Source organism: Cellulomonas biazotea (genome assembly GCF_004306155.1).
Lineage (GTDB): Bacteria > Actinomycetota > Actinomycetes > Actinomycetales > Cellulomonadaceae > Cellulomonas > Cellulomonas biazotea.
The window spans coordinates 1-3,619 of record NZ_BIMR01000063.1 but is presented as its reverse complement, the minus strand read 5'-3'; the positions used below and the strand labels follow the sequence as shown (position 1 = coordinate 3,619).

Below are 3,619 nucleotides of genomic sequence, written 5' to 3'. Positions count from 1 at the left end.
ACGACGGCGAGGGCCGCGGGGACGAGGACGCGGGCGTGCCGCCGGAGCCAGCCGGGGGCGGCGCCGGGCGCGGGCGCGGGGACGCCGTCTGCGCGGGCGGTGCTGCGGGGTGCGGCGGGCGCGGCGGTCGTGCCGCCCTCGTCCTCCTCGACGAGGTGCACGTCCTGCATCCGGCCGGACATGCGGTCACGGTAACCCCGGGTGTGCGGCACCGCCCCGGGGCGGCGGGTGATCTCGCCGGGACCGGACGACGCCGGTCAGACCCCGAGCGCGTCGGCCAGGTCGGCCAGCACGTCGACCATCGCCGCGGGGTCGTCGACCCGGAACCGTGCGCCCGTGCGCCCGGCGCCGACCTTGACCGTCACGTCGTCGTCGCCGAGGGCGTCGAACGCGTGCTCGTCGGTCACGTCGTCGCCCGCGTACAGCACCACGGGTGCGCCGAGCTCGTCGCGCAGCGCGGTCAGCGCCTCGCCCTTGCTGGCCCGCAGCACCGAGATCTCGACGACGTCCTTGCCGTGCAGGACGCCCGACCCGAGCCGCTCGCCGAGCGTGATCGCCTCGGCCTCGGCCGGTCCGGCGACGTCGGGCTCCGCGAGGCGCGTGTGCACGACGACGGCCGTCGGCTTCGTCTCGACCCAGACCCCGTCGCGCCCGCGTGCGACCTGCGCGGCCTGCGCACCGAGCGTGGCGAGGCGGTCGGACTGCTCGTCGGTGAGCTGCACGACGTCGCGGTCCAGCCCGTACCGCGTGACGCGGGCCCGCTCGGCGCCGTGGCTGCCGACGAGGTACGTCCCGGCGGGCACCTCGGCGAGCGCGTGCAGGTCGCTCATCGCGCGCCCCGACACGAGCGCGAGCGCCACCGCGTCGGTGCCCCCGAGCCGGGCGAGCACGTCCACGCCCGCGGGCAGGATGCGCGACGCCTGCGGGTCGTCCTGCAGGGGCGCGAGCGTGCCGTCGAAGTCGAGCGCGACGAGCAGCGGCGTCGCCCGGCCGTCCGTGACGGCCCGCGCGAGCGTCGCGCGCAGGTCGTCGGCGCCCGCGGGCTCGTTCGAGGGAGCGGTCGTGGGGTCGGTCGTCTCAGACATGCTCGCTCCGGGTGGGGACGGCCGTGAGCACGGCGAGGAACTCCTGCGACCAGGCGGTCACGTCGTGGCCGAGGACCCGGCGCCGCAGCCGGCGCATCCGCTTGCGCGACTCGCGCGGGTCCATGTGCACGGCGTAGGTGATGGCGTCCTTCATGCCGTCGATGTCGTGCGGGTTCACCAGGATCGCGCCCTGCAGCTCGTCGGCCGCGCCCGTGAACTCCGACAGGACCAGCGCCCCGCGGTCGTCGGACCGCGCCGCGACGTACTCCTTCGCGACGAGGTTCATCCCGTCCCGCAGCGCCGTGACGAGCATGACGTCGGCCGCGAGGTACAGGGCCGCCATCTCCTCCATCGGGAACGACTGGTGCAGGTACTGCACGGGCGCGTGGCCCACCTGCCCGTAGTCGCCGTTGATGCGCCCGACCAGCAGCTCGACCTCGTCGCGGAGCTGCTGGTACGCGCCGACGTTCTCGCGGCTCGGGCTCGCGACCTGCACGAGGGTCGTCGTGCTCGGCGAGAGCCGGCCGTCCTCGAGGAGCTCGCCGTACGCCTTGACGCGGTGCCGGATGCCCTTGGTGTAGTCGAGCCGGTCGACGCCCAGCAGCAGCACCTCCGGGTCGCCGAGCTCGTGCCGGATCTGCGCGGCCCGCTCCTGCACCTCGGGGCTGCGGGCCAGGTCGTCGAACGCGTGCGAGTCGATCGAGATCGGGAACGCGGCGGCGCGCACGTGCCGCTCGACCTTGCCGTGCTTCATGAGCGTGACGATCTGCCCGCGCGTCGTCAGGTCCGTGAGGCGGCGCACGACGCGCACGAAGTTCGCTGCGTCACCGCCGCGCTGGAACCCGACCAGGTCGGCGCCGAGCAGGCCCTCGACGACCTGCTTGCGCCACGGGAGCTGGGCGAAGATCTCCAGCGGCGGGAACGGGATGTGGTGGAAGTAGCCGATCCGCAGGTCCGGCCGCAGCTCGCGCAGCAGGCGCGGGACCAACTGGAGCTGGTAGTCGTGCACCCACACCGTGGCGCCCTTCGCGGCCTGCCGGGCCGCGGCCTCCGCGAACCGCTGGTTGACCCGCTGGTACGCCTCCCACCACTGCCGGTGGAACGTCGGCGGCGCGATGACGTCGTGGTACAGCGGCCACAGCGTGTCGTTCGAGAAGCCCTCGTAGTACCGCTCGACGTCGTCCGCGCTGAGCGTCACGGGCACGAGCTGCGTGCCGTCGACCTCGAACGGGTCGAGCTCCAGGTCCGGCGACCCGCCCCAGCCGATCCAGGCGCCGTCGGCACCCGACATCACGGGGGCGAGGGCGGTCACCAGACCGCCGGGGGACCGGGTCCACGACGGCTCTCCGTCGTCCCCCAGGGACACGTCGACAGGCAGGCGGTTCGCGACGACGAGCAGGTCGTAGCCGTCGTCGGGCACGTCGGAAGGCAACGAGATCAACTCCTCGGGGTCTCGCACGACCCTAGTGGTGCCCCGGCGACGGCGCCCCTGGTCAGCGGCCGGGGCGACGCGCGTCACACCCGTCCCGCGTGCCGGGATGAGCGGCAGGTGGCCCCGGGCTACGGTGCGGGCATGGAGCGGATCGGTCTGACGCCGGGGTCGGACATCGGGGGGTACCGCATCGTCGCGCCGCTCGGTTCGGGTGGCATGGGGGCGGTGTACCGGGCGGTCGACGGCGGGGGCACGTCGGTCGCGCTCAAGCTGCTGCACCCGCACGTCGGGTCGGACGCCGTGGCGCGGGACCGGCTGCGGCGGGAGGTGCGCGCGCTGCAGAAGCTGCGCCACCCCGCGGTCGCCGCGGTCCTCGACGCCGAGGCCGACTCGACCGAGGCCTTCCTCGTCACCGAGCTGGTCGACGGCGACGACCTCGAGGAGCACGTGCGCGAGCGCGGGCCGCTCGGACCTCAGGACCTGCTCGACCTCGCGGAGGGGCTGCGCGACGCGCTGGTCGCCGTGCACGGTGCGGGCGTCGTGCACCGCGACCTCAAGCCGTCCAACGTCCTCGTCACGGACGACGGGCCGGTCCTCATCGACTTCGGCATCGCGCAGGCCGCCGGCGACGCGCCCCTGACCTCGGACGGCCTGGTCATCGGCACCCCCGGCTACCTCGCGCCCGAGCTGCTCGAAGGCGCGGAGCCCACGCCCGAGAGCGACTTCTGGGGCTGGGCCGCGGTCCTCGCGTTCGCCGCGACCGGGCGCGCGCCCTTCGGGACCCGCCCGCTGGAGGCCGTCCTCGCGCGGGCCCGGGCGGGCGACGCGGACCTCGACGGGCTCGGCACGCTCACGCAGTCCGCGCTGCGCGGCGCGCTCGTCGCCGACCCCGACGGCCGGACCGCGCCCGAGGACGTCGTGGCCGCGCTCACCGTCGTCGCGGCCGAGGGCGACACGTTCGCCGCGGACGACACCGACACGACGCTCGTCAGCGCCGCCGACGTCCAGGGCACGACGGTCGTCGACCCGCAGGACGCGACGAGCACCGCCCGCCTCGACCCCGCGGACGCGACCGGCACGGCCGTCCTCGCGGGCGCCGGGC

Annotated in this window: 4 protein-coding genes; 1 reads left to right on the top strand and 3 read right to left on the bottom strand. The window is 75.3% G+C overall.

Translation table 11 applies throughout. The features are described from left to right. The 3 genes from CBZ_RS05555 to CBZ_RS05545 form a co-directional block, all read right to left on the bottom strand. A partial coding sequence (locus tag CBZ_RS05555; protein WP_130780595.1) for a hypothetical protein occupies window positions 1-182 on the bottom strand: 182 nt, incomplete at its 3' end. A 75-nt stretch (window positions 183-257) separates the two neighbouring features. Further along, window positions 258-1,085: a trehalose-phosphatase gene (gene otsB, locus CBZ_RS05550; RefSeq protein ID WP_130780594.1), complete on the bottom strand. Its 828-nt coding sequence runs from the start codon at window positions 1,083-1,085 to the stop codon at window positions 258-260. Then, window positions 1,078-2,517, bottom strand: a complete 1,440-nt coding sequence (locus CBZ_RS05545) for an alpha,alpha-trehalose-phosphate synthase (UDP-forming) (RefSeq protein ID WP_165446667.1) — start codon at window positions 2,515-2,517, stop codon at window positions 1,078-1,080. The genes otsB and CBZ_RS05545 overlap by 8 nt, the downstream gene beginning before the upstream one ends. Before the next feature lie 141 nt (window positions 2,518-2,658). Between CBZ_RS05545 and CBZ_RS05540 the strand changes: the two genes are divergently transcribed. Continuing rightward, window positions 2,659-3,619 (top strand): serine/threonine-protein kinase (locus CBZ_RS05540; RefSeq protein WP_130780593.1); only part of this gene is annotated, 961 nt, incomplete at its 3' end.